This window comes from Enterobacter sp. ZOR0014, from assembly GCF_000798855.1.
In the GTDB taxonomy this organism is placed as follows: Bacteria; Pseudomonadota; Gammaproteobacteria; order Enterobacterales; family Enterobacteriaceae; genus Enterobacter; species Enterobacter kobei.
In genome coordinates, this window is record NZ_JTLF01000248.1 from 1 (window position 1) to 3,765 (window position 3,765).

4 protein-coding genes are annotated in these 3,765 nt (G+C 46.2%); 1 reads left to right on the forward strand and 3 read right to left on the reverse strand.

Annotated features, from left to right (window positions below):
* A partial coding sequence (locus L977_RS13065) for a hypothetical protein (RefSeq protein WP_047625921.1) occupies nucleotides 1-421 on the forward strand: 421 nt, incomplete at its 5' end.
* A gap of 140 nt (nucleotides 422-561) precedes the next feature.
* Here the strand turns inward: L977_RS13065 and L977_RS13070 are convergent.
* The 3 genes from L977_RS13070 to L977_RS13080 form a co-directional block, all read right to left on the reverse strand.
* Complete coding sequence (locus L977_RS13070; protein WP_047625922.1) at nucleotides 562-1,017, reverse strand: single-stranded DNA-binding protein; 456 nt, start codon at nucleotides 1,015-1,017, stop codon at nucleotides 562-564.
* 2 nt (nucleotides 1,018-1,019) lie between these two features.
* The gene (gene topB, locus L977_RS13075) at nucleotides 1,020-3,284 is read right to left on the reverse strand and encodes a type IA DNA topoisomerase (RefSeq protein ID WP_047625923.1); all 2,265 of its coding nucleotides are present in this window, start codon (nucleotides 3,282-3,284) and stop codon (nucleotides 1,020-1,022) included.
* A gap of 90 nt (nucleotides 3,285-3,374) precedes the next feature.
* Nucleotides 3,375-3,686: a TrbM/KikA/MpfK family conjugal transfer protein gene (locus tag L977_RS13080; protein ID WP_047625924.1), complete on the reverse strand. Its 312-nt coding sequence runs from the start codon at nucleotides 3,684-3,686 to the stop codon at nucleotides 3,375-3,377.
* Nucleotides 3,687-3,765: the final 79 nt, after the last annotated feature.

The following is a 3,765-nucleotide window of genomic DNA, read 5'->3' on the forward strand; positions in this document are numbered from 1 at the left end:
AACGCCGGGGAGCCGAAGGGAGCGCCTGAGTAATGAAGGGAGCCAGATTGCTTTTTTGAGTTGTAATAATACACTGGTTATATATACAGCACAACACGCAGGTGACGCGATGAAGAGCGACTATAATCCGGGGCAACGGGAAGGTTTAAATAGTTTCAAGTGGCATGGCGAAGACGTTTTGATTGTTCACCCTGGCGCATATCCGCAATTTATAGAGAACGGCCAGATTGTAATGTTCAGGCGTTATGACGGGTTGGTTTGGTGCGGCCGTGTCTGGGAGTATCCAAAACCTTCCTGGTATGAATTTGAAATTGATAAACCAGTGGACACATGGGAAGCTCTCCAGTGGCTAACCGAGAAGCATCGCATGTGGTTGGCAAATGAGGATGATTTCTCAGGACAGGAAGAATTGCCCTTCTGACGGGAGACTTACCAAAAAAAGCCCCATATTGGGGCATTAAAAATGCCATCATTTCATGCGCCAGCTGCGTTGCCGGCATCGTCTTTTTGATGTCAAAAACGTTCACCGGTCGCAGCTGGCCGTAGTAATTACGCCGTCATTCAGAACGGAATATCATCATCGAAATCCATAGGAGGTTCATTCGAACCCGGTGGTGTTTGTGGCGATGGTTGAGGTGTTGATTGCTGCCCGTTTCCACTGGTTGCCGGTCGTCCACCAAGCATTTGCATAGTACCACCCACGTTCACAACAACTTCCGTTGTGTATTTTTCAATGCCAGCCTGGTCTGTCCATTTCCGAGTACGTAATTGTCCCTCGATATAAACCTGTGACCCTTTACGCAAATACTCTCCGGCAACCTCTGCCAGCTTGCCAAACAGCACTACCCGATGCCACTCCGTTTGCTCTTTCATTTCACCGGAAGTTTTATCACGCCACGTTTCAGACGTTGCCAGGGTGATATTAGCAACTGCGCCACCGTTTGGCATGTAACGAACTTCAGGATCTGCACCCAAATTGCCTACCAGAATTACCTTGTTTACACCGCGAGATGCCATAGTTATTTCCTCTTGTTATTAAACATCAGTGAAACGCTGCCATCAGCCTGCAATTGCAGCGCCGCATCGTACTTTTTGCCGGTCTTGACAGATTTAAAGCCTTTTATTTCGCGAGTTTTACCTTTAGAAAGAAGGTCAGAAATTTGGGTGATCGTAAGAGCCTTACCGAACTGAGTCCCCCACAACACAAACTTGCACGCTTCATTCGTACAGTTACAGGCTTTAGGGTGATACTTCATCTTGGCTTTGCAGCGTGGGCAATTTGCGTCAAAATTCATCGCCGTAAAATCAGGTTGTCCGTTACGATCCGGAACAGCATTTCTGCACTCTGGATAGTTGTTACATCCCCAGAACGCGCCCTTATCGTTTTTACGTCGAACATAGCGCCCACCGCAATCACACGGATAAATAGTGACCTTAAGCCGGGAAAGGTCTACGTTGTCCACTTGAAAAGCGACGAAGGTTTCAAGCTCGTCAAGAAAGCTATCAACAGTCAATTCGCCTGACTCAATCATTTTTTGTTGCTCGTGCCACAAAGCCGTCATGTCAGGAGTAGTCATGATCGGCGGCAACGCCTGGATAAGCGAGATACCCAGCTCAGTTGGCACAATTTGCTTTTTGGATATGCTGTAGAATCCACGCTCAAGTAACAGCTTGAGTATTGCTCCACGCGTGGCCGGGGTGCCGATACCGCCCTGTTCCTGATCGTCTTTTTCGGTATCACGGTCGAGAAGCAGTTGCTTAATCTTTGGATCTTCCACATACCGCGCTACCCGGCGTAAATCCTCCAGAAGTGAAGCCTCTGTATACAGAGGAGGCGGCGTTGTTTTATCACGAACTACGTCAACCTTATGACACTCAGCCGTATCACCTTCTTTCAGTGCTGAAAGTACATCAAACAAGGTGTTATTTTCCTGATCCCCGTCTTTCTCTTTAAGCAAGGCAGACCAACCTGCATTAGTACAGCGGGTAGCCCTGAGTCGGAATGTATATTTATCTATTCCGAACTCAGCCAGCGCTGATTTAAATTCTTTTTCTTCGAGGAATTGCGCAAGGTATTGTTCGACAATCGCTTGATACACCTTCTTCTCATTAACTGTGAGAACGCTGGCATCGATGGTTGTCTGTGTTGGGATTATCCCTGTGTGTGCTGTTGTTTTACTTTCATTAAACGCCCTGCTTTTACGGCTACTGTCTGCTTTGGCAAAAAATGATGCAAGCTCCGGGAATGTGTTAGAAATTGCACGTAGCGTACCGGGGGCATCTGCGAATTGCTCTTCATTCAGATACCGGCAGTCAGAACGGTTGTACGTTATAGCATGGTGCTTTTCGCGCAAAGCCTGAGTGATCGCCAAAGTTTCCTCTGAGCTAATGTCATGCAGACGGCTCATTTTTACCTGAAGATCAAGCAAGGCAAATGGCAACGGTGGTGCTTTTGCTTTTGACTCTACCGAGGCAGCAGTCACGATGGCGTTTTTACCTGTGCAAGCAGAAGCCAGCTCCGTAGCGTAAGCCTCATTATTAATTTTGCCTTTATCGTCAACCGGCGCGTCTTCAGGAATTACCAGCCCTGCAATGATTGGGGTGTCCGGACTGCCTAAATGCGCTCTAACCTGCCAGTACCATGATTCTTTATGATTCTGATTGGCAAGGAAACGACGAACGATCATTCCCAAAATAGGGGTCTGAACTCGACCAACAGAGATAACTTCAGTATGTCCCAAATCACGAGCGGCAACGGTGCAAGCACGCGTTACCGGAATACCATAAATAAAGTCCCCTACGCTACGAGCAAAAGCACGGTTAGACAGGCCTTTAAATTCAGCATTATCACGTAGATTTAATAAAGCCCGGCGAGCTACTTCAGGGTTCAGGTCGTTTATCAGTACACGTTTAACAGGCGCAGTACAGCAGCAATATTGCAGCACTTCATCGACGAGTAATTGCCCTTCTTCATCCGGATCGCCAGCGTGAACAATTTCTTCAGCCTGAGAAATAAGTTTTGCCAAAGTTTCAAACTGTTCGGCAGTACGTTCAATGACAAGGTGCTGAACAGGCCGCAACTTCATGTGAAGAGTATCCTTACTCCATCTTTTATATTCAGGATTGTAATGTTCGGGGGGCGCGATTTTTAGTAAATGACCAACGCAATAAGAAACAACATCATCACCACATACTATGTATCCATCTTTATATTGAGGATTACCTAACGCTTGCGCGATCACCTGAGCAAGATTAGGTTTTTCCGCGATAAACAAACGCTTCATGATTCTTTCCTTTAACTATAACCGTGAATGCGAAAAGAATTTATTCTTTCCGCATGAGGGGTTGGGCAAGTCATTTATGACGCGGCAGTGTTAACCGTTTTTAATACGTCCGAATTTTTTGATCACTTCATCGATAAACTGAGCTGGAGCCATACTTGATGGGCACTCGTCCTGCAACATTCCTTTACGAGCATCAGCTGTATGATTAGGCAAAAAGGAACCTTTCTTTTTCACCTGTTTTTTAAAAAACTTTTTAATCTGCCCCTGACATTCACTACTACTCTCCCCCTTAACCTTCCCCCACATACATAGAGTCATGTTGCAGGGTTCATCTGCCAGTGCTGAGGTTGAAAATAAAGAACAGAGTAAAACAGTGACGCTGCCAATCATGTTTATCTTCATAATAAATTCCTTAACTGTTTAATATAGTGCTCATAAGCCTCTAAACGGCTGTTCCCGCTGGTCACACCCGTTAAGACCC